At 70.9% G+C, this 19,769-nt stretch carries 18 protein-coding genes and 1 pseudogene; 10 read left to right on the top strand and 9 right to left on the bottom strand.

The window, feature by feature from the left end; all coding sequences use genetic code 11:
• Positions 1-567: 567 nt before the first annotated feature.
• The 3 genes from WQO_RS01705 to WQO_RS01695 form a co-directional block, all read right to left on the bottom strand.
• The gene (locus WQO_RS01705; protein WP_010064468.1) at positions 568-2,226 is read right to left on the bottom strand and encodes a nickel/cobalt transporter; all 1,659 of its coding nucleotides are present in this window, start codon (positions 2,224-2,226) and stop codon (positions 568-570) included.
• Positions 2,223-3,578 (bottom strand): tetratricopeptide repeat protein, encoded by a 1,356-nt coding sequence (locus WQO_RS01700; protein WP_010064467.1) that lies wholly within the window; start codon positions 3,576-3,578, stop codon positions 2,223-2,225. Before WQO_RS01700 ends, WQO_RS01705 begins: the two co-directional genes overlap by 4 nt.
• A 98-nt stretch (positions 3,579-3,676) precedes the next feature.
• Positions 3,677-5,278 (bottom strand): DUF4331 domain-containing protein, encoded by a 1,602-nt coding sequence (locus WQO_RS01695; RefSeq protein WP_010064465.1) that lies wholly within the window; start codon positions 5,276-5,278, stop codon positions 3,677-3,679.
• Between the two features lie 753 nt (positions 5,279-6,031).
• Between WQO_RS01695 and WQO_RS01690 the strand changes: the two genes are divergently transcribed.
• Positions 6,032-6,907 (top strand): DUF4394 domain-containing protein, encoded by an 876-nt coding sequence (locus WQO_RS01690; protein WP_029182736.1) that lies wholly within the window; start codon positions 6,032-6,034, stop codon positions 6,905-6,907.
• A gap of 112 nt (positions 6,908-7,019) precedes the next feature.
• Here the strand turns inward: WQO_RS01690 and WQO_RS01685 are convergent, their stop codons facing one another.
• Both WQO_RS01685 and WQO_RS01680 read right to left on the bottom strand, forming a co-directional pair.
• On the bottom strand, positions 7,020-7,727 hold the full coding sequence (locus WQO_RS01685) for a class F sortase (RefSeq protein ID WP_010064462.1): 708 nt from the start codon (positions 7,725-7,727) through the stop codon (positions 7,020-7,022).
• Positions 7,728-7,826: 99 nt separating this feature from the next.
• On the bottom strand, positions 7,827-8,648 hold the full coding sequence (locus tag WQO_RS01680; RefSeq protein ID WP_029182735.1) for a hypothetical protein: 822 nt from the start codon (positions 8,646-8,648) through the stop codon (positions 7,827-7,829).
• A gap of 198 nt (positions 8,649-8,846) precedes the next feature.
• Between WQO_RS01680 and WQO_RS01675 the strand changes: the two genes are divergently transcribed.
• The 6 genes from WQO_RS01675 (at position 8,847) to WQO_RS01650 (ending at position 12,409) form a co-directional block, all read left to right on the top strand.
• Entirely contained in the window at positions 8,847-9,110 is a 264-nt protein-coding gene (locus WQO_RS01675; protein WP_010064460.1) for an SUKH-4 family immunity protein, read from the top strand.
• Between the two features lie 75 nt (positions 9,111-9,185).
• The gene (locus WQO_RS01670) at positions 9,186-9,497 is read left to right on the top strand and encodes a hypothetical protein (protein ID WP_010064459.1); all 312 of its coding nucleotides are present in this window, start codon (positions 9,186-9,188) and stop codon (positions 9,495-9,497) included.
• Positions 9,498-9,722: 225 nt separating this feature from the next.
• Positions 9,723-10,286, top strand: a complete 564-nt coding sequence (locus tag WQO_RS01665; RefSeq protein WP_237274086.1) for a hypothetical protein — start codon at positions 9,723-9,725, stop codon at positions 10,284-10,286.
• Between the two features lie 62 nt (positions 10,287-10,348).
• Entirely contained in the window at positions 10,349-11,017 is a 669-nt protein-coding gene (locus tag WQO_RS01660; protein ID WP_010064457.1) for a DsbA family protein, read from the top strand.
• Positions 11,018-11,141: 124 nt separating this feature from the next.
• A complete protein-coding gene (locus tag WQO_RS01655; protein ID WP_010064455.1) occupies positions 11,142-11,510 on the top strand; it encodes a BlaI/MecI/CopY family transcriptional regulator in 369 nt (122 codons plus the stop codon).
• The gene (locus tag WQO_RS01650) at positions 11,507-12,409 is read left to right on the top strand and encodes a M56 family metallopeptidase (protein WP_010064453.1); all 903 of its coding nucleotides are present in this window, start codon (positions 11,507-11,509) and stop codon (positions 12,407-12,409) included. The genes WQO_RS01655 and WQO_RS01650 overlap by 4 nt, the downstream gene beginning before the upstream one ends.
• Before the next feature lie 25 nt (positions 12,410-12,434).
• On the opposite strand, the gene WQO_RS01645 is transcribed toward WQO_RS01650, so the two are convergent.
• A complete protein-coding gene (locus tag WQO_RS01645) occupies positions 12,435-13,472 on the bottom strand; it encodes a C40 family peptidase (RefSeq protein WP_010064452.1) in 1,038 nt (345 codons plus the stop codon).
• 918 nt (positions 13,473-14,390) lie between these two features.
• Here WQO_RS01645 and WQO_RS01640 point away from each other — a divergent pair.
• Both WQO_RS01640 and WQO_RS01635 read left to right on the top strand, forming a co-directional pair.
• Positions 14,391-15,542 carry a PLP-dependent cysteine synthase family protein gene (locus WQO_RS01640; RefSeq protein WP_010064451.1) on the top strand — a complete coding sequence of 384 codons (1,152 nt, stop codon included), beginning with the start codon at positions 14,391-14,393 and terminating at the stop codon, positions 15,540-15,542.
• Positions 15,539-16,801, top strand: a complete 1,263-nt coding sequence (locus tag WQO_RS01635) for an MFS transporter (protein ID WP_010064450.1) — start codon at positions 15,539-15,541, stop codon at positions 16,799-16,801. The genes WQO_RS01640 and WQO_RS01635 overlap by 4 nt, the downstream gene beginning before the upstream one ends.
• On the opposite strand, the gene WQO_RS01630 is transcribed toward WQO_RS01635, so the two are convergent.
• On the bottom strand, positions 16,788-17,525 hold the full coding sequence (locus WQO_RS01630; RefSeq protein ID WP_010064449.1) for a VOC family protein: 738 nt from the start codon (positions 17,523-17,525) through the stop codon (positions 16,788-16,790). The two genes, WQO_RS01635 and WQO_RS01630, sit on opposite strands and share 14 nt — an antisense overlap.
• Positions 17,526-17,535: 10 nt before the next feature.
• Positions 17,536-18,150, bottom strand: coding sequence for a DinB family protein (locus WQO_RS01625; protein ID WP_010064448.1), 615 nt, complete (start codon positions 18,148-18,150; stop codon positions 17,536-17,538).
• A 44-nt stretch (positions 18,151-18,194) separates the two neighbouring features.
• Here WQO_RS01625 and WQO_RS36625 point away from each other — a divergent pair.
• Positions 18,195-18,410, top strand: a pseudogene (locus tag WQO_RS36625) (NAD(P)/FAD-dependent oxidoreductase); the annotation flags it as partial.
• On the opposite strand, the gene WQO_RS01620 reads toward WQO_RS36625, so the two are convergent.
• A complete protein-coding gene (locus WQO_RS01620; RefSeq protein ID WP_010064447.1) occupies positions 18,379-19,317 on the bottom strand; it encodes an SDR family oxidoreductase in 939 nt (312 codons plus the stop codon). The pseudogene WQO_RS36625 and the gene WQO_RS01620 sit on opposite strands and share 32 nt — an antisense overlap.
• Positions 19,318-19,769 lie beyond the last annotated feature (452 nt).

Raw genomic sequence — 19,769 nt, 5'->3', positions numbered from 1 at the left:
TTTGTTCGGTAGCGCTGCGTGTTCGCCGACAGGTAGGAATCGGCATCGTGTCCCGCAGTGCTGACGTCGGGTCGGGTGTCACCCCGGCGCGGGGCGACTCGGGTCAGAGCGCTCGTCCGCCAAGCGGGTCGCGCGCGACGTCCGCTGGGGGGCGGATCGGTTGGGCGGCTCTGATCGTCATGTCTGCTATCCGGAGCCGCCGCGAAGACGGATTGGTCAGAAGACGAGAAACTTCATCCGGTCGCGCCCGACGTCTGGTCGTCCGCCCGGGGTTAGCCCGACCGGGTGTCGTGCCGGGACCGACCAATCCGGCGCACTGGCCTTAGCGAATACCCGATGTGAGCGGCTGTTCGGAGGAAGCACCGCACACGCCGAGGTTTCCATCGGGGATGGTTGCCTCACCCGTCCTCCACGGTGGTAAGGCCCGCGGGGGACGGCTGTCGCGGGGTGCACTCTCCTGGGCGCCCCGCGACAGGCATCCGAGGTGTGGTGGCGTGCCCCCTCGCCTCGTACAGACCGCCTGTGTTCCCGGCACCGCGTGTGGCGCGGTGCGATGATCCGCAGGAATCAGCCGTTCCCGGCGGCTGCCCGCAGCGTCAGGCCCAGGCCCACGGCGATGACGAGGACTGAGGTCACGACGGGACCGGTCCGCGCCAGTTTCCTCAGCACGAGGTTGTGGCGGAGGGTTCGGGCCCGGTCATGGCTCTCGATACGTTCGCGCAGGTGTACGAGGAGGAGTCCGGCGAGGGTGAGGGTGGCAGCCATGCCGAGTCCGTAGCCGATGACGAGGAGCACGCCGAAGGCCGTACGCCCCAGGGCGACGGCGCCGAGGAGCACGACGAGGGCGGAGGGGCTGGGGACGAGGCCGCCGGCGATTCCCATGCCGATCAGGCCGGAGCGGCTTGTACGCCGAGCGTCTCGGGAAGCCGTTGACGTGTCCGCCGAGTGGTGTTCGCGGTCTGGCCGGGCGAGTGTCGCGATCGCGGCGGTGGCCTGGAGTTCCCCGGTCGGCGCGCTGTCGCCTGCGGATGCCGGGGCCACGGGCCCGTGGTGGTGAGGGCTGTCGGCCCCGTGGTCGTGATCATGATGGTGGCCATGGCCGTGGTCATGGTGGCTGTGGCTGTGGCTGTGACCCGGGCCGTGGTGATGGTGGTTGTGTTGCGGCCTGCCCCGGACTGCTCCCGTGAGGAGCCAGAGGCCGATGCCGGTGACGAGGAGTCCGCTGGCGGCTCCGAGCCACATCAGGACGGTTTCTCCTGCCAGGTGGGTGGAGACGGGCAGGGCGAGGCCGAGGACGAGGACGCCGGCAGTGTGCGTCAGGGTGACCGTGGCCCCGACGGTGAGGGCGTCCCGCCTGGTGCCGCGACGGCCCGCGAGGTAGGCGGCCATGATGGTCTTGCCGTGGCCGGGCATTGCCGCGTGGGATGCTCCGAGGACGAGCGCCAGGAGCAGAGCCAGCAGCCCCACGGGCAGGGTGATCTCCCGGGCGCCGACGAGCGAGTCGAAGGCCCCGGTGACCTTCGCGAGCACCCCGCCGATCACACCCGCGCCGGGGAGGTCCGCCACCACCGCCGGGACGGCCGCCCGGCCCTGACCGGGCTCACTGCGCAGGGTCGCCGAGCGCTGGTCGAGCGGGGAGGCGAGGGGATCCGCCGGATACTGGCGCAGCTCGCGGGTGGTCGAGGTCGCCGGTACATCGGTCCGGGTGATCCTCACGCCCTGGCCGGTAGCGGTCATCTCGTGCCAGCCGACGCGCCTGGTGTCGTAGTCCGTTTCGGCCCGGATGCCGGCGGGCTCGGTGAGGTCGGCCGGGCTGGTCAGTGAGCAGGTGAGGCGGCTTGTCCTGAGGCCCGCCTCCCCGTTCTCGTACACCAGGGTGGCCGAGGACCGCCTCCACTCCGCCTGGGTACCGCCCACGCTCAGGTGGAGCTGCCCGCTCAGGTCCGAGCAGGTTTTCTCGGCGTGGACGCGCGATTCGTCGTCGCTGACCTTGCCATCGTGATCGGTGTCGATGGCGGAGCGTTCCTGAAGGGCCGAGATCTCCGCATGGTCGACCACGACGTGGGCGTCGATCCGGTCGGTCCGAAGGACGAGGCCGGTGTGGTAGTTGACACTGAAGTTGCCCAAGGGGTGGGCGGTGGCGGCGGGGGCGGACGCCGCACTGGCGACGGCGACGAGGGCGCCCGCGGCCAGGGTGGTGAGGGCTCGGCGCAGGGTGTTGTTCATGATGTGGTGTCGATTCGCTGGAGCAGGTCGCGGGCGGCGTCGGCGTGCAGGGGGTGGAAGCCCGGCTCGCGCAGCGCCTCGGTCAGATCGCGGCGAGCCGCTTCCGGGTCGCCGAGGGCGTGGTGGATGGCGGCGCGGTGGTAGCGGAAGAGTGCGCTGCGGGTGCCTTGGGCCAGGGCCTTGTCGGCCTGGACGAGGGCCTCGGAATCCCGGCCGGCTCGGTGCAGGGCCCAGGCGTACGCGTCGTGGACGGCGACGAAGGGGCGGTTGCGGAGGGTCTCTTCGGCCAGGGTGACAGCGCGTCGCGGGTTGCCGTGATCGGCTTCGAAGAGGATGGCGTCGGTGTCCGCTGGATCGCCGGCGGCTTCCCGGATACGGTCCTGCGCGCGCAGCAGGTCGTAGTTCTCCGCCGCCCGTTCATGGTGGCCCAGTGCCTGCTCCAGTTCGCCCAGGCCCAACAGGTAGTGCGGCAGCGGGGCGATCGCGATGGCCGCCCGGTAGTCGGCGACGGCCTTGGTGGTGTCGCCCAGGGCCAGGTAGGCGCGGGCACGACTCTCCAGGAGGGCCGAATCCGTCGGGGCGGTCCTGAGGGCGGTCTGCGTCCTGGCCAGGGCCGCGCGGGGGTTCGCGTCCTGGAGGTCGAGGCCTGCCAGAACACTGTGGGCGAAAGCCTTGTCGGCAGGGGTGGCCGCCGCCGCGAGGGACCGTTGCATCAGGGCGCGGGCCCGGGCGGTGTTTCCCTTGAGCTCGAAGGCGTAGGAGGCGCGGGCGAGGGAGGCGGCGTCCGGACGTAGATCCGTCATCGTCTGAACGGCATCGTCGGCTTCGTCGTAGTGACCGAGTTGGGTGTGGGCGTCGGCTAGGACCCCGTAGGCGGAGGAGCTGTACGGCCCGCTTGTGGTGGCCTTGCGGGCCCAGCGCAGCGCGGAGGGGAAGTCGTGGCGGGCCGCTGCCAGGGCGCCCATGGCGGTCTCCGCGTCCGTGTTGCCCTCGCCCTGTACGGAGAGAGAAGTCCGTAGCGCCTTCTCGGCCCGGTCGTAGGTGGCCGGGTCCGCGGTGCTGCGCGCCTGCTGGACATAGGCGATCCCCAGGGCGGCCCAGCCGCCGGGATCCTTCGGCAGCCGGGCCACCCGGGCCTGGAGCGCTTCGATCGACCCGCGGGGCGCCTCGTCCGTCCGGCCGTGGCCTGCCGGACGAGGCGCGGTGTTCCCGCCGGGGGTCAGCATGACCGCGCCGACGGCGAACATCGTCGCGCCCAGGGCCATCGTGACCACGATGTTGCGCAGCCGCCGGCCGCCGCGCGACAGGGCCGACGGCGGCGTGGACATGGGTGTGGTGTGGTCCGGGTGCACGAAAGGTCCTCCCCATGGTTCGGCGATGCCCGGGCCGGGGCGGTGCTCCCCGGCCCGGACGCCTTCGTTGCGTCTGTCCGTGTTCTGCTGGGGCCGGTTCAGCTCTCCTTGCGGCGGCGGCGAAGGCGGAAGCCGCCGACTCCGAGGAGGAGCGCGCCGGCCCCGGCGAGCGCCGCCGCTTGGGTGGGCTGGACGGCGGTGTCCGCCGCGGTGTTCTCCGTAGCGGTCTGCTCGGCACTGCGTCCGGTCGCGCCGGGGCCGCGGTTCACGTTCTTCGTGTGGGGGAGCGCGACGTACGGGAACGAGGTGCCGAAGGGGACCTCGTTGGTGTCGACCTTGTCGCCGTCCGCGAGCGCCGGGACGAGGACGCCGGTCTGGGCGGCGCCTTCGACGGCCTGGAGCGAGATGTCGATGACGTCGTCGGCGAGGCGGCGCCCGTTCGGGAAGCCGGCCAGGTCGCCCGCGAGGACACCGAGCCGCTGGGGCTTGGCCGTGGGCGGCACCGCCATGTTCAGACGCAGCTCCTCCGCCGGGACGATCTTCCTGAGCACCGCGTCCTTGTTGAGGCGGTGGGCGTTCAGGTCGGCCTTGATCGGACCGCAGACCTTGCAGATGCCCGTCAGGTAGATCTCGGCGAGGTCGTTGCGGGGCGTCTTGGGAGCCGGGACGCCGTACACCTGCTGGATGAGCTTGGGCAGGATCGGGTCGTACACCTTGTCGACGACCGGCTGGACGGTGCGGTCCTGGCTCGGGTTGAGGGTGTTGAACGCGTCCTTGAACTTCAGCGGGACGACGACCTCGTTGACCAGCGGGTTCCCCAGGCGGGACACCTGCCTCCACTGCTTGTTGACCTTCGCGTCACGCGAATCGTTGACGGTGACGCCCGCGCGCTCGGTGGTCGACCACACCCCGATGACCGGGTTGCGGGAGGAGTTGCCTCTCAGTGCGAGCTGCTTCTTCGGGACCTGGATGGCGATGGTGTTGACGTTGTAGCCGGCCAGGGTGTCCTGCCCCCGCTCGCTCAGGTCGCCGCCGTAGAGGAGGTCGAAGACACGCAGGTCGGCGAAGAACGGGTCCTCCGCCTGGCCTGCGTACGTCTTGCCGCCGCCCGGCAGACCGAACGTCGCCTGCTTCCGCAGGGCCGCGTAGTCGGGCATCGACGCCTGGCCCGTACGGGACGGCGCGGCCGGGACGCCCCGCAGGACGGTGCGGCTCTTTCCTCCGGTGGTGACGACGAGGTCGTAGACCTGGCGGAAGTTGAGGTCGGGGTCGTTCAGCGAGGTGACCTGGCCGGTGTTGTAGAGGAACTGGTTCGCGTCATCGCGGTAGCTGCTGCGGAAGCGCCAGCTGTAGGTGACGTCAGCGAAGCCGTCACCGGTGTTGTCGATCTTGATGTTGTAGCGCAGGTCGTCGCCGAACGCGTAGAAGTTCGGTCCGCCGTTGGGCTCCTCCATCGGGATCCAGTTCGCCACCATCGTGACGGTGTCGGACTTGTCGGGGCTGGTGAACGCGTACACGTCGGTGTTGTCCGCCCGCGGGTCCCCGGCGATCAGGGGTGCCTCGCGGTGGCTGGAGGCCGCACTGAGGCCCGGGGCGAGGGTCATCGCTCCGAGTCCCGCGGCCAGGGTGGTGGTACCGAGCACGAGCAGGGACCGGTCCAGGACGCGCCGTGAGCGGGGCTTTGACTGAGAATCCTTCACGCTGTTCCTTCTGTCTGCTGGCTCCCCGCCCGGCATGTGTGAGGGCATGCGGAAGCGGGGGGTGGGCGGATGAGTGGTGTGGCGTTTCGGAGCAGTGGCGGGAAGGCTCGCCCTGACCGGGTGACAGGAATGGGGCGGATCAACGAAGTGATCCGTGACCTGGTCCCTCGTCGAAGAGCTGCGCGTGGGAGGCCGCGCATGGAGGAATGACGCGTCGAAGAGCCGCGCAGCCGTAGACAAGCACGTCGAAAGCACCTCCCGTGCACACTCGGGTCCGATTCGCGGGTCGGCCGAGCGGCTCACGGAGGGAGAAAGGGCCGGTGGGACGGGACATCGGTGCGACGGACATCCCGCGAAATATTGGGGCGACACAGTCCCGGGCCGCTGGGCCGAAAGGGTAACGACCCCCTTATTGCAAGCTATTCGCAAGAGGACAGTTGTGGGACTTCACTCGGTCGGCGGACCGCGTTCATCGGATATTCGGAGGTCGGGGGCATTCGGTCCGCCGCTTCGATGGCTTGGAGTATGTAAACCGCTGCAAGGAGGCGGAGTCCGGAAGGAGCTGCCATCGGCTCCGCCGGTCTCAGCCCTGGTACGGGCGGCACCCGCCCGCACGTGCTCGCCGCTCATCCCGGCTCATGGCTCCAATGGGGTGACTTCCAGGGCTTCTTCCCATCCGCGGGTGCCCGGGCCACGAACCCGTCATGAACCCGCTCGCCATTCCGCGGGACACCACGATCTCCTTGGAGCATCATGCGTACGCGTAGAACCGTCGTGGCCGCCGTCTCGGTCGCCGCAGCCGCCGCCCTGTCCGCTCCGGCCCTGGCATCCGCGGACGGCCGCGACGGACACGACATGAACCACCGAGGACACGAGGCGCTCACCGCCGTCGGGCTGACCCCGGACCAGCGCCTGGTCGAGTTCACCGTCGACCGGCCCGCCAGGACCACGGACATCGGAAGGGTGTCCGGCCTGCGCGGTGACACCAAGGTCGTCGGCATCGACTTCCGCGTCCAGAACGAGAAGCTCTACGGTGTCGGTGACAGGGGAGGCGTCTACACCCTCAACACGGCCAACGCCAGGGCCACGAAGGTCTCCCAGCTCACGGTCGCCCTCGCAGGCCGGCAGTTCGGCGTCGACTTCAACCCGGCGGCCAACCGGCTGCGTGTCATCAGCAACACCGGGCAGAACCTGCGGCACAACATCGACGACAGCGCCGCCCCTCTGGGCACCACGACCGACGGCACGCTCACCAACCCGACCACGCCGCCCACCACCGCGACAGGCGTCACCGGCGCCGCCTACACCAACAACGACCTCAACGCCGCCACCGCGACGACCCTGTTCGACATCGACACCATGGCCGACCGGGTCTCCCTGCAATCGCCTGCCAACGCCGGCACCCTCGCCCCGACCGGGAACCTCGGCGTGAACGCAGGCCCGGACGCCGGCTTCGACATCTACTTCTCCCCCAAGCACGGCACCAACCGGGGCTTCGCCACCCTCAACACCGCCGGTACCGCACGTCTGTATGAGGTCGACGTGCTGACCGGGGCCGCCCGCGACCTCGGCGCTTTCTCCCAGCGCCGGCAGGTCACCGACCTGGCCCTGCCTCTCGAACAGGGCTGATCCACAACCGCCGGCGGACAGTCGGACTCGCTCCCCGCGGTCGAAGGCCCGCGGAGGGCGGCTGTTGTGGGGCGCCACTCTCCTGGGCGCCCCACAACAGATGGACCGGTTCCTAGGGGCGGCTGCCGGTAAGAGTGGCGTAGACGACGACATTGTCGGCGTACCGGCTGTCGGACGCGGAGTACTCGCCGCCGCAGGTGATGAGGCGGAGGCCGGCATGGTCGAGATTGCGGTAGACCTCCACCGTGGGGAACTCGTCCTTGGGGTAGACGGCCGTGCGGTCGACGGTGAAGGCCGCTGTGCTGCCGTCGGCGCGCCGGACGTCGATGCGGTCACCGGGGTCGAGTTCGGTCAGCTTGAAGAAGACTGCCGGAGCGCCGTCCCAGGTCACGTGACCCGCGATCACCGAGGGGCCCACGGAGCCGGGCGTCGGGCCCGGTGTGTACCAGCCGGCCTTGTCCGGATCGCGGGGTGTGTCCATGGCCCTGTTCCTGCCCAGGCCCAGGTCCTCCAAGGGGGAGGTCACGTCGATCGCGGGGATCGTGATACTCAGGGGCCGAGAGGCGGACAGGGCCTCCGTACGCGGTCCGCTTCCCGAGGGGCTGGACGTCTCCGCGCCGGCTGAGGGCGTCCGCACGGGCGGGAAGCCAGATGCGCCGGCCTTGTTCTCCGCGGCGGGCGGGGCGGGTTGCTGGCGGCCGATCCCCAGGCCCAGCAACAGCCCGCCGGTCAGCAGCAGGGCCGTGACGGCGGCGGTGAGCACGAAGGTCCATCGCCTGTGTGATGCCGAAGGCTCGTCGTTCGGGTCGCTGCCGTTCATCGGGATCGCCTCTCCCTCATCGCTGCCGTTGCGGAGCCTTGAACAGGTCGTTCGGCCGGCGGGCGTCAGGGCCGCCCGCCGGCCGAACGGGTCTGATGGTCAGCTGTCGTCGTGGTCGGCCGTGCGGGTGCGCCGCCGTACGGCGAAGAGACCGCCGGCCGCGAGGAGAGCCGTACCGCCCGCCGCGAGGAGTCCCGGGGACTGGACGCCCTCCGTGGTCGCGCCACCGGTCTCGACGCCGCCCACCGGCATGGAACCGACGGCGGCGCCCTTGACCATGCCGCAGCTGGCCGGGGCGGTGGCCTCCTGGGGCAGCTTCGGGTCGAGTTCGCTCTTGCCCGCGCCGAAGTCGTACTTGCCGTCGTCGTTGCGGTCGATGCCGTGCTGGACGACGTGCAGGTCCTTCAGATGGTCCGCCACATCCTGGGAGACGGTGATCGTACGGGAGTACGTCAGCTTGCCGTCCTTGTCGGCGACGGGCATCCGGTCCACCGCGAGGCCGCTGTCCTTGGACGTATCGCCCTTGGTCGTCAGGGAGATGTTGATGTCCCCGTACATGGGGAGGCCCTCGGCGGTGGTGACGATGCCGTCGCCGTCCTTGTCGGCGCTCTTGTCGGGGCAGCGGAAGTCGTGGCCGTCGGTGGAGCCGTGGATGTGCTGCGCGTGGGGCTGCCCGGGGACGAGCCCCCGGGCGTCTATCTTCACGGTCAGCTTGTCGCCGTCCAGGCTGACCAGGGCGGCCCCGGTGGCGCCCGAATCGTTGAGCTGCTCCAGATCGATCTGGTAGGTGTCGCCGTCGGCCGCCTTCGTGGTGCCGGCCGGGTGTCCCTCGTGAGCCAGGGCGGGCACGGACACCCCGAGGGTGAGTGCGGCGGGCAGAGCGAGCAGTGCGGCGAAGCGAGTTGTACGGCGAGCTGTCACGAAGACACATCCCCTTCCGGAAGTCCCGGCGGCAGCCGGAACGACGTTCGGTCGCTGATGTTGTCCATTCGGAGCCTTCCGGCGTACGGATTGGTCTGAGCATGACCGGTGAGGCTCGTGAGGCTCCGAGGGCCGGCTCATCCGAAGGTGAAGGCGTACGCCTCCAGCCCTTCGTCCAGGCGCAGTTCGAGGCGGGCGGTGCGCGAGGGGGCCGTGTACGCCCTTGCCGACGGCGAGGAGGAAATCAACTACAGCCCGATCCACCGGGACGTGGAGTCTCTGGTGTACGCGCTGACCAAGTTCGGGGCACTGCTCCAGGAGCTCCAGCGTGACAGAAGAGGAGTCGGCGAACGTGTGGACGCTCTGCGCGGTGAGATCACAGAGTTCGATCCACTTCCCTTTGCCGACGAAGAGTCACCGTGGAATCCCGTCTTCGAAGAGGTTGTCGACGGCATCTGGTGAGCCACGTGTGTCTTTCCGTGATGTCAGCATCAGCATGCACACAGACGATTTCCCGTTCGACCGAAGGACTGAGCCGTGCCCGACCGGCCTGAGATTGTCTGCATCTGCGGCTCGACCCGATTCCTGCACCAGATGCGTAGGGCGAACCGTGATCTGACCTTCGCGGGCGTCATCGTCGTCGCGCCGGGCGAAGCCGACGAGTTGATCACCGATGAGCAGAAGGCCGCGCTGGACGCCCTCCACCTGCGCAAGATCGACCTGGCTGACCGGGTTCTGGTCGTCAACCCCGGCGGGTACATCGGCGAGTCCACGCGCAGGGAGATCGCGTACGCCCACGCCGCCGGTAAGCCGGTCTCTTTCACCGGTCCCGTCCCGTCCGATCAGTAGACGCTTCCTGGTGCGCACGGGGCATTCGGTCACACGGACACCCGAAAGACAGGCAGGCGCACTGCCATGAGTAATCTTTTCCCCACCAGAGCTGCCTCTCCCATCGCGACGTTCGGAAACCCGCCCATGCGACCGCTGCTGTTGCCCCGTACCGCTTCGCCGGCCTCCGGCGTGCTGCGCGGTGTGCGTGCTGCGGTTCTCGCTGTGCTGTGTGTCCTGCTGCCGATGGCGGGACATGCCCTGACCCTGGGGCACGCGCCGCAGTGGGCCCTCGTGGCGATGGTGGGGCTCGTAGCCGTGCCGGGAGCGGTGTTCCTGACCCGGCGCAAGCTCACCGACGGGCAACTGCTCGGGGTGCTGATCGCGGCGCAGGTCGCCCACCACGCCACGTACGCCCTGCCCGGGATGTGCCGCGCGGCGGCCGGAGCCGACGCCGCCTCGGATCTTCCGGCGTGGGTGGAGCACGGCGCGACCCTGCAACTGCCCGAGGGAGTGCTGCTCTCCGGCCATGTGATCGCCCTGGTGGTGGCTACCCGGGTGCTCGGGCTGACCGAGCAGATGCTGTGGCGGAGCAGGCCGCTGCTGGACCTGGTGCTGCGCCTGCTGGCCTTCGTCCGGCCGCTGCTCGTCGTGCGCGGCAACGGCCCGCAGCGGGGGCTCCGGACGGCCGGGACGCTGTTGAAGCCGGCCGTTCTCGTGCGGCTGCGCTCCGGCCGGGCGCCCCCGCGTGCGGGTGGTCTTCTCGTCCGTTCCCGGCTGGTGCCGGTCGGCCGTCCTGTCGTGTCCTGACAGACGTACCTCTGCGGGGGGACGACCGGCGTGCGCCGGTCCCCGCACCCCCAGAGGCCCTCATGAAGAAGCTGCACAAGAACCTGATCATCGCCGCCGTCCTGGTCGCCTGTTTCGCGGCAGGTCTCGGCTCCTATCTCCTGCTGCGTCCCGACACCCCGTCCGACAGCGCCACGAACGTGCAGCCCGCCGCGCAGGCCCTGCCCGTACGGGACACCAGCCACCGCCTCAGCGAGCCCGAACGCAGCGAGCTGACCGTCGTCGAGTTCCTGGACTTCGAGTGCGAAGCCTGCGGCGCGTACTACCCGGCCGTCGAGAAGCTCCGCGAGGAGTACGGCGACCGGGTCACCTTCGTCGCCCGGTACTTCCCCATGCCCGGCCACCGCAACAGCGAGCTCGCCGCCCGCGTCGCCGAAGCCGCAGCCCGGCAGGGCAAGTTCGAGGAGATGTACAGCAAGCTCTTCACCACGCAGAAGGAATGGGGCGAGGCGCAGGAGAGCAAGGAGAGCGTCTTCCGCGGCTACGCGGAGCAGCTCGGCCTCGACATGGAGAAGTTCGACACGGATCTCGCCGACCCGGCCACCGCTGAGCGCGTCAAGGTCGACCAGCGCGACGGCCTGGGCCTCGGCGTGCAGGGAACCCCGACCTTCGTCGTCGGCGGCACCAGGATCCAGAACCCGGCCTCGTACGACGAGTTCAAGAAGCTCATCGACGACCGCCTCGCCGAGTGACCAGGAGGCCGGCACCGCCACGCGCCGCGCCCCGCACGTCCGCGTCCTCCGCCTGCGGTGAGCGTCCTTACTATGGAGGGGCTGGGGGAGCGCAGGTGCCGGGAAGCGGGGAGTGGGACGGGGAATGCGACGGCTCGGAGAGCTCGAGGCCGAAATCATGGACTGCCTGTGGACGTGGGGCAGGCCGGCGACCGTCCGCGAGATCGTCGACGACATCAACCGTCGTCGGCCGTCCGCCTATACGACGGTGATGACCGTGGCCACGATCCTCTACGACAAGGGCTGGCTGACCCGGCGGAAGCAGGGCCAGGCGTGGCTCTACACGCCGGTCCGCAGCCGCGAGGCGTACTCGGCCGCGCTGATGGAGGACGCGCTGGGGGCGAGCCGGGACCGGTCGGCCGCGCTCGTGCACTTCGTCGAGCGCATGACGGACGAGGAGGTCGCCGCCCTGCGCGAGGCGCTGCGCGCGACCGGCCGCGACGGTGAGCTGTGAACGCCGCCCCCTTCTTCCTCGGTTACGCGGCCGCCGTCGGCGGGCTGGCCCCCAGGCTGGTGCTCCGCAGCAGCTGGCCGCAGCGGTCACCGCTGCTGGCGGTGGCCGTGTGGTTCGCGCTGGCGGCGTCCTTCTCGCTCTGCGTGGCGCTGGCGGCCCTGCACCTCGCGACGCCGGGGGCGCATCTGCACGGTGTCCTCTACTCCTGCCGCGTGGCGGTGGGCCTGGAGGCCCCGTCCACCGACGGGCTGCTGCCCGCCCTGGGCGGCGCGGTGGCCCTCGTCGTGGTCGTCGGCCATATGACCGCGTTCGCCCTGCACGCCGGGCGCGCGTACGCCGCGCGTGCCCGGCACCGGGACGTCCTGGACAAGGTCGGCCGCCGTTCGGCCTGTTCGCGGGCGACCGTGCTGGAACATGCCGAGCCCGCCGCGTACTGCCTGCCGGGCCGTGACCCGAGGATCGTCGTCAGCAGCGGAGCCGTCGGGCTGCTGTCCGCCGAGGAGCTCAGTGCCGTCGTCGAGCACGAGCGGGCCCATATCCACGGCCGCCACCACCTCGTCCTCGCGGCGGCCGCCGCCTTCGCCCGGGTCTTCCCCCGCCTGCCGCTCGCCCGCCATCTCCAGGAACAGGTGCCCCTGCTCCTGGAGATGGTCGCCGACGATCGCGTACTGCGCCGCTGCTCGAGGGGCGCGCTGGCCGCCGCCATGTTCACCCTGGCGTCGGGAGAAGCGCCCCGCGGTGCGCTGGCAGCGGGCGGGGAGACGGCGTTGGTCCGCCTCAAGCGGGTCCTGGCGCCGGCGCACGACACGCACCCGGCCGTGCGCTGGGCGGCCGGCACGGGCGCCCTGGCGACGTTCGTCCTGCCCCTCCTGCTGACCTGCCATGCCGGACTGGGGTAGCCGCCCCGCATGAATCAGACCGGAATCAGATCCGTACGCCCCACATGAACGGCATGCCGCTGCGGGCGATGGACTCGTAGCGCACCTGGGCGCCCGGTTTCGGTGAGTGGAGTATCTGGCCGTTCCCGGCGTAGAAGCCGACGTGGCTCAGGTCGGTGCGCATGATGATGAGGTCGCCGGGCTTGAGGGCGCTGAGTGCATTGATCCGGGTGCCGAAGTTGGCCTGGGCCTGGGAGGTGCGCGGCAGCGACACGCCCGCCTGCCGGAACGCCCAGGAGGTCAGACCGGAGCAGTCGAACGACCCCGGTCCGGCGGCGCCCCACACGTACGGCATGCCGACCCGGCTCTTCGCCGCGTCGAACGCCGACGCCGTGCGCCCGGACGCACTGGCCTCGTCGCCGAGGTCGACCCGCTCGCTGTTCCGGTTGGCGCGCTGCTCCTCGGCGGCCCGCTCGGCCCGCTCCTCGGCCGTCAGCGTGTTCAGGAGCCGCTGCGCCTGCGCCAGCTTGCCCTGGATCTCCGCCTTCTTCTCCCCGAGCTCCTCACGGGTGTCCTGGAGGCTGCCGAGCTTCTCCGCAGCCTCCCCGCGCTGCTGCTGCAGAGCGCGCTGCTGGGAGAGGAACCGCTGGAGGGTCTCCGACTGCCGTGCGCTGAGCCGGTCGAGGCCCGAGGCCCGGTCCAGATAGGCGTCGGGGTCCGCCGAGAGCAGCAACTGGAGGGAGGGGTCCAGCCCGCCGGTGCGGTACTGGGCGGTGGCCACCGAACCGAACTGGCGGCGCAGCTCGTTGAGGGCTTCCTGCTTGCGGGCGACCGACTCCTGGAGGGTGTCGGCCTCCTTCTTCAGCGTTCCGGCCGCTTCCTGCGCCCCGTTGTACTTCTCCGTGGCCTGGGTGGCTTCCTCGTACAGCCGGTCGATCTGCGCCTGCACGCCCTTCTTGTTCGGGTCCGGCAGCGGATCGGCCGAGGCCGACTGCGCCGAGAGGGCGACCGTCACCGCCGCGGTCGCGGTGAGCACGGAGGTGTATCCGTGGCTGGGCTGCTTGGGACGACGGTGGGACGCCACTGAGGCGGGCTCCTTCTTCCTCGGCCGCTGTCGGGCGGTCTGGGGGCCGGTCAACTTCTTCCGCGATGCGGGGGATTCGGCAACACCTCCACCGGAGTTCCAGGCGGATGACCGGTCGTACAGAGGCTGAGCCACGCATACTAATCAACTTAGTGGCTGGGATCCAAGCGTGATCAGGGAACGCGTGCCGTCGGGGGCCGAACGAACGCCGCGCCCGCCCGTGCTCACCCGATCCGGTGAACTGCGCCCCGGAGGGCAGGTGATGGAGGGCCTCGCTCCGACCGGCGCCCGACCCGCACCGACCGGGCGGCCGCGCACCCCTTCGGGGGTGGCTGGGCAACCCCACTTATCGGCGCTTTACGTGATTGATCGATTACCTTTCGTGATCGTGGTGATCCGGTCGGCGTTCCGTGGGCCCCACCCGGTGCCCCGGCCCCGGGTGGCGCTGTACGTCGTCCTGATCGCGCTGATCCACGTGCTCGGCTGCTCACACGGCCCTGCGGTGGGGGCCGTTGTCGTTCGTGCGGACACCCCGCTGCCCGCCTCGGTCACGGCCGTCGAGACCCCGGCGGCCGAAGCCCCGTACGCGACCGCCCCCGAAGCGGCCCGACCTGAGGCCCCCGGTCCGTCGAATGCGCCGACGACGAACTCTCCGTCCAGGGACCCCGGTGCACCGGCCTGCCCGAGCCGGGCCCCACCGCGACGACGCCCCGGTCGGACCTCGCCGTCTCCACCCCGGGGACGACACGCGCCGGCCCGCCGGGCGCCGGCGATACCGTGCCCTTCCCGATCCACCGCTCCCCGTCCGTGCTGAGCGTGTGGCGGACCTGACCGGCCCAGGCAGGTTCCGTCCTCACCGCCCGCCCGCACGCACCGGCCGGTCGCGCCCCGTCGCACCGGCACTGGGAGAAGCACGCCATGAACATCCAGGACCGCAGCATCGCCCCCGCCTCGCCGGCGCAGTTGCTCGCCGACACCAAGCGCCCTCTGCACACCCCTGCCGGACTCGTGGGCGACACCCCCCTGTTGTGGATCGGGGAACCCTTCACCCACGGCCGAGGAGGGTTCTGGGCCAAGCTCGAAGGCCACAACCCGGGCGGCATCAAGGACCGGACCGCGCTGCACATGGTCCGGGCGGCACGCCACCGCGGCCGGCTCCTGCCCGGCGCCCGTATCGTGGAATCCACCTCCGGCACCCTCGGACTCGGGCTCGCCCTGGCCGGGGTGACCTTCGGGCACCCGGTCACCGTCGTCGGCGACCGGGGCATGGAACCCCTGATGACCGGCCTGCTCACCGCCTACGGGGCCGACGTCCAGGTCGTCGACGCCCCGCACCCGGTCGGCGGCTGGCAGGAGGCCCGGCGCGAACGCGTGGCACAACTCCTCGCCGCGTCCCCGGACTCGTGGTGCCCGGACCAGTACCACAACCCGGACAACGTGACCGCGTACGCACCGCTCGCCCATGAACTCGTCGCCCAGCTCGGGCGCATCGACACCCTGGTGGTGAGCGTCGGCACCGGCGGCCACTCCGCGGGCATCGCCACCGTGCTCCGTGACTACTTCCCCGCCCTGCGTGTCGTGGGCGTCGACACCACCGGCTCCACCATCTTCGGACAGCCCGCCGCGACGCGGCTGATGCGCGGTCTGGGCAGCAGCATCCATCCCCGCAACGTCGCCTACGAGCTGTTCGACGAGGTCCACTGGGTGGCTGCCCCGGAAGCGGTCTGGGCGGCGCGGCGGCTGGCCCGTGCGCACTACGCCACCGGTGGCTGGAGCGTCGGCGCGGTCGCTCTCGTCTCCCGCTGGCTGGCCCGCACCCTGGCGCCGGAGAACCGGATCCTGACCGTGTTCCCCGACGGGCCGCAGCGGTACGTCGGCACCGTCTTCGACGACACCTACTGCCGGGAGCACAACCTGCTGGGCCATCCGCCCGCCGAGGACCCCGACGAGATCACCCGGTCCGAGGACCGGGTCGTCACCCGCTGGACCCGATGCACCCACGTCACCGACCCCCTCGCCGCCGGGACGGAGCCGCTCGACGTGCAGGTGCTCTCCGAGGCCGGCCGATGAGGGCGCTGTGGCGGCAGACCCGCACCTTCTCCGCCCCCACCCGGCTGCTGATGGCCAACCAGTTCGCCATCAACCTCGCCTTCTACATGCTCATGCCCTACCTGGCCGCCCACCTCGCCGGTCCCCTCGGGCTGGCCGCCTGGGCCGTCGGGCTGGTCCTCGGGGTACGCAACTTCTCCCAGCAGGGCATGTTCCTCATCGGCGGGACCATCGCCGACCGGCTCGGCTACAAGGCGCCCATCATGGCCGGCTGTCTGCTGCGCACCGCCGGGTTCGGACTGCTCGGCCGGGTCGACAGCCTGCCCGCACTGATCGCCGCGTCCGCCGCCACCGGATTCGCCGGCGCGCTGTTCAACCCGGCCGTACGCGCCTATCTCGCCGCCGAGGCGGGAGAGCGCAGGGTGGACGCCTTCGCCACCTTCAACGTCTACTACCAGGCGGGCATGTTCCTGGGCCCCCTCGTCGGCCTCGCTCTGCTCGCAGCCGATTTCCGGACCGTGTGCACGGCCGCCGCCGCGATCTTCGCCCTCCTCACCGCCCTGCAGTGGCGCGCGCTGCCCGACCGTCGCACCGCGCGTACGGATGACGTGTCCGAGCCGGCCGAGAGCGTCCTGGCGCAGTGGCGATCGGTGCTGGCGAACCGGCCGTTCCTGCTGTTCTCCGCAGCCATGATCGGCTCGTACGTCCTCACTTTCCAGGTCTACCTCGCGCTCCCGCTCGCCGCCGGGGAGTTCCTGGGACCGAACGCCACGGAGGTCACCAGCGGCCTGTTCGTCGTCTCCGCCGCGGTCGCGGTGGTCGGGCAACTCCGCCTGACGGCCTGGGCGAAGAAGCGCTGGAGCTCGCACCAGGCGCTGGCCGTCGGACTCGCCCTCATGGGTCTGGCCTTCGTCCCTCTGGCCTTCACCCCTCACGACGCGCCCGTCATGGCTTTCACCGCCCTGGTGACCGCCGTGGTGCTTCTCGCTGTCGGCGGGGCGATCCTCTACCCCTTCGAGATGGAGATGGTGGTCGTCCTGTGCGACAACCGGCTGGTCGCCACCCACTACGGCCTCTACAACACCGTCTCCGGCCTCGGCATCACCCTGGGCAACCTGGCCGTCGGAGCCGTATGGGACTTCGCGCGGAGCCATCGGGCGGAGTGGCTGACGTGGGGAGCACTCGTCGCGACGGGACTCGCCTGCTCGGCATCGGTCATCGTCCTGGCCCGCACCGGAATCCTCACCAGGCGCCCGGCGCTTGAGGTCAGGCAGGCGTGAGCAGGCAGAACTCGTTGCCTTCCGGGTCGGCCAGGATGGTCCAGTGGATCGAGGACTGGTCGATACCGGGGTCGGTGGCGCCCAGCGAGCGCAGCCGGTCCGCCTCTGCCGCCGGGTCGTCACCGGGGTAGGGGCGGACATCGAGGTGGACGCGGTTCCACCCGCTCTTGGTGTCGGGCGTACGGAGAAACTCCAGGTAGGGCCCGACGCCCTTGGCGGAGCGCATGATCGCACCGTCGTCGGTGACCTCGTGCAGCGTCCAGTCCATCGCCTCGCCCCAGAACCGGGCCATCTCCCGTGGATCGGTGCAGTCGACCACCACGGCGGCGATCGGCCCGGTGTCCCGGTAGACCGGGCGGGGCTCCAGGACGCAGAACTCGTTGCCCTCCGGGTCGGCCATCACCGTCCAGGGGACGTCGCCCTGCCCCACGTCGACGGGCGTCGCACCGAGGCTCTTCAGGCGTGCGACCAGCTCTTCCTGATGGGCCGTCGAGGTGGTGGCCAGGTCGAGGTGCACACGGTTCTTGACCGTTTTGGGTTCCGGGCGGGCGATGAGGTCGATGCAGACGGCCGCGGGGTCGGGGTAGGTGAAGCCCACGGGTTCGAGGTTGGTCACCCCGGGCCCCTCGCTGTCGATACCCCAGCCGAGCGCCTCCGCCCAGAACCGGCCGAGCGCGGCGTCGTCATGGGCCTTCATGTTGATCTGCACGAGTCGTGTCGCCATGCCGCAGATCCTAGAAGTCCGGCCGGCTCCCGGAGATCACCGGGGGAGCGGATGCCGCCGATCCGGCGGCGGCCCGCTCGATCTTCGCGCGGTACGCCGCGCGGGCTTCCTCGTCGATCGGCTTCTCGTGTTCGGGGCGCAGCCCGGTCCGGCCGTCGAGCCCCTCGCGCAGGATGTCGGCGTGCCCGGTGTGCCGGACGGTCTCGCCGAGGACATGGACCATGACGGCGAACAGGTTCGTGTCGGAGTGAGGCTCGGGCCACCACGGCACATGGCCGGGGGCGTCGAGGGGAAGCGCGTCGATCGTCGCGTCCGCGTGTTCCCACGTGCGCCGGTAGAACCCGGTGATCCGGTCGCGGCTCTCGTTCTCGGCCGCCCACAGATCGCTGCCGTCGTGGTCCTGCCACCGGGACAGCGGTTTCGGGGACGGGCGGCCGAAGACCTCGCCGAAGTACCTGGCCTCGACGGTGGCCACGTGCTTGACCAGGCCCAGAAGGTTGGTCCCGGTCGCCGTCAACGGCCGTCGGGCGTCGTATTCCGACAAGCCGTCGAGCTTCCAGAGAAGCGCCTCACGGTCCCGTCGCAGTCTCCCGTGCAGGGTGTCCTTCGCGAACTCGTCGATCATGCGGCATGAGCCTATACCGGCCTGGGTGAGCGTTCCTGGGACGGTTGGCCGGGAGCGCCCTCCACGCCGATCTGGCCCCCGAAGCGGCGGGCAGCGGCGGCTTCGGCCGGCTGATGTCCATGCCGGGGCAGTTCCACGGCTTCCCCGTTCCCGTCGGCGGCGCCGGGGCCCTCACCGCGGTACTGGTCGGGCGGTTGCGGAGCCGCGGGGGAAACGTGCGGGCCCGGGCTACCCCTCGGGTGAAGGGGAGGACCGGGAGACCCGGTAGGAGTTCCAGTCGGCCTGTCCTCCGGCTCCCAGGACCTCAGCGGGTGCGGACAGCGTTTCGCGGTGGTGGCTGTGCAGTTCGCGGCGGGTGATCCGGGCGACGAGCGCCGGGAACAGGGGGCGCAGAGGCTGACACCAGCGGAGCCAGGGCGGGGAGTAGATGTGGGCGGCGCGCCGGGTGATGCCTCGGGTGAGCCACTGGGCGACCCGGGCGGGGGAGTGGACGCGGCGGGCCGGGCGGGGCTGGTTACGGCGCAGCGCTTCGAGGACGGGATGATCGTCGATGCCGGTGAGCATATCGGTGCCGGTCCAGTGCAGGTAGGCGATGCCGACCTGGACGCCGTCCGGTTCGACCTCGCCGCGCAGAGCGAGGGCGAACGACTCCGCCCCGGCCTTGGAGGCGCAGTAGGCGCTCATCATGGGCGCCGCGCCGAACGCGGCGGTGGACGCGATTTGGAGGAAGTATCCGCGGGTGGCGGTGAGCTGGGGCAGGAAGGCGCGGGCGGTGTTCGCCGAACCGATGAGGTTGACATCGATGACCCGCTGCCAGAGTTCGGCGGCGGTACGGCCGAAGGGGCCGCTCACCGCGATGCCCGCGTTCGCCACGACCACCGACGCGGGCCCGAGTTCGGCTTCCACCTGGCGCGCCGCGTCCGCCAGCGCGTCGCGGTCGGTGACATCGCACTCGACACAGATGCTCGGGCCGGCCAGGGACGCCGCCGCTTCCTGCAGGGTGGCCTTCTCCCGCCCCAGCAGCGCCACGTGCATCCCGGCCCCGGAGAGGCTGTGCGCGAGCGCTTCACCGACGCCGCGGGCAGCGCCGGTGACGACCGCGACCCGCCCGTGCAGAGGACGGGCGGGCTCACGGCTGATCCCGCGCCCGCTCGGGCTGTCGTACATCGTTCCTCCTCGGTCGTCGCGCTCGCCGCTGTGAGCCCGGCTGCCCTCGCACCACCGTCACGCCACGAGTCGGCCCCCGCAACCGGGCCGGTCGGTGGCGGTCGGCGGGCGAGGACGAACGGGACCGGAGCGGAAGGGGAGCAGACGCGGCACCGGCAGGTTTGACGGGCCGGTGAGCGGTCACCCGTGCGCGGACCGCAACGCCGGGCACAGCAGGGTGTGAGTGTCTCGGGCGCCGATGAGGAGGTTCGGGCAAAGGCCGGGCCGTGCCGCACGCGCGGAGCGGCCGGGCAGAACCTACCGCCACTCAGGTGCGCGAGGCCGATCAGGCCGGGTCCGGCAGCGGACAGCGGGATACGGTCGCAGGGCGCGTACCCCGCGTGCTGCTTCGTCCGGAGGGCATCGACTTCTCTCCCGCCGCCGGGGTCCGTACACGTCCGACCGAGAGGGAA

The organism is Streptomyces globisporus C-1027 (assembly GCF_000261345.2).
GTDB lineage: Bacteria > Actinomycetota > Actinomycetes > Streptomycetales > Streptomycetaceae > Streptomyces > Streptomyces pakalii.
The sequence above is the reverse complement of the archived record's forward strand: the minus strand, read 5'-3'. Positions and strand labels throughout refer to the sequence as shown.

Coding starts and splice junctions, on each gene's coding strand:
- WQO_RS01705 (WP_010064468.1), bottom strand. CDS start 2,226: ATGAACAACACCCTGCGCCGAGCCCTCACCACCCTGGCCGCGGGCGCC.
- WQO_RS01690 (WP_029182736.1), top strand. CDS start 6,032: ATGCGTACGCGTAGAACCGTCGTGGCCGCCGTCTCGGTCGCCGCAGCC.
- WQO_RS01685 (WP_010064462.1), bottom strand. CDS start 7,727: ATGAACGGCAGCGACCCGAACGACGAGCCTTCGGCATCACACAGGCGA.
- WQO_RS01665 (WP_237274086.1), top strand. CDS start 9,723: ATGGCGGGACATGCCCTGACCCTGGGGCACGCGCCGCAGTGGGCCCTC.
- WQO_RS01660 (WP_010064457.1), top strand. CDS start 10,349: ATGAAGAAGCTGCACAAGAACCTGATCATCGCCGCCGTCCTGGTCGCC.
- WQO_RS01655 (WP_010064455.1), top strand. CDS start 11,142: ATGCGACGGCTCGGAGAGCTCGAGGCCGAAATCATGGACTGCCTGTGG.
- WQO_RS01640 (WP_010064451.1), top strand. CDS start 14,391: ATGAACATCCAGGACCGCAGCATCGCCCCCGCCTCGCCGGCGCAGTTG.
- WQO_RS01635 (WP_010064450.1), top strand. CDS start 15,539: ATGAGGGCGCTGTGGCGGCAGACCCGCACCTTCTCCGCCCCCACCCGG.
- WQO_RS01630 (WP_010064449.1), bottom strand. CDS start 17,525: ATGGCGACACGACTCGTGCAGATCAACATGAAGGCCCATGACGACGCC.
- WQO_RS01625 (WP_010064448.1), bottom strand. CDS start 18,150: ATGATCGACGAGTTCGCGAAGGACACCCTGCACGGGAGACTGCGACGG.
- WQO_RS01620 (WP_010064447.1), bottom strand. CDS start 19,317: ATGTACGACAGCCCGAGCGGGCGCGGGATCAGCCGTGAGCCCGCCCGT.